Annotated in this window: 1 protein-coding gene and 1 pseudogene; both read left to right on the forward strand. The window is 70.1% G+C overall.

Features of this window, described 5'->3' with window-relative positions; all coding sequences use genetic code 11:
• Window positions 1-260 (forward strand): annotated as a pseudogene (locus tag K1J50_RS18840) (hypothetical protein); the annotation flags it as partial.
• A 96-nt stretch (window positions 261-356) separates the two neighbouring features.
• Complete coding sequence (locus K1J50_RS18845) at window positions 357-521, forward strand: transposase (protein WP_220116431.1); 165 nt, start codon at window positions 357-359, stop codon at window positions 519-521.
• Window positions 522-609 lie beyond the last annotated feature (88 nt).

A 609-nucleotide genomic window follows, 5' to 3' on the forward strand; every position in this document is an offset into this window, starting at 1 on the left:
GGGCCCGGCCGGAGGGTGCCCGCCAACATCGCGCCGCTCCTGCTGCCGCCCTACGCACCCGAGTCGAACCCGGTCGAAAACGCCTGGGGCTTCCTGCGCTCCAACAAGCGCGCCAACGGCGTGTTCGCAACGGCGTGTTCGACAGCTACGACGCCATCGCGGACGCCTGCTGCGACGCCTGGAACTGGCTCGCCGATCAGCCCGAGCGCATCACCGCCATCGCCTCACGCGCCTACGCAGAAGTCAAACTCCAATTCTGATGCCGGGCGTATTATTCGAGGCGTCCCAGGGTCTGCGCCCAATTGCCGTGGGAACGGTGCGATGATTCGCCCTGCCCAACGGCGGGGGGATGGACCGTGTCGCGCCTGTTCGGGCTGAGCGACGTGCCGTGGGCGGCGAGCGAGCCGCATCCGGCGATGGTCCACACCGGGCCGCGGCGCGTGGACGACCGGCGGGGGATCGGCGGCATCGTGCACCGTTTCCGCGAAGGCTGCCGCTGGCGTGCCCTGCCGCCGGAATAGGGGCCATACGCCACCGTCTTCAACCGTTGGAACCGCTGGAGCCAACGCGGGCTCTGGCAGCGCATCCTCGCCGCCCTCGTCGCCTGCG

This window comes from Caldovatus aquaticus (assembly GCF_019458025.1).
Classification (GTDB): domain Bacteria; phylum Pseudomonadota; class Alphaproteobacteria; order Acetobacterales; family Acetobacteraceae; genus Caldovatus; species Caldovatus aquaticus.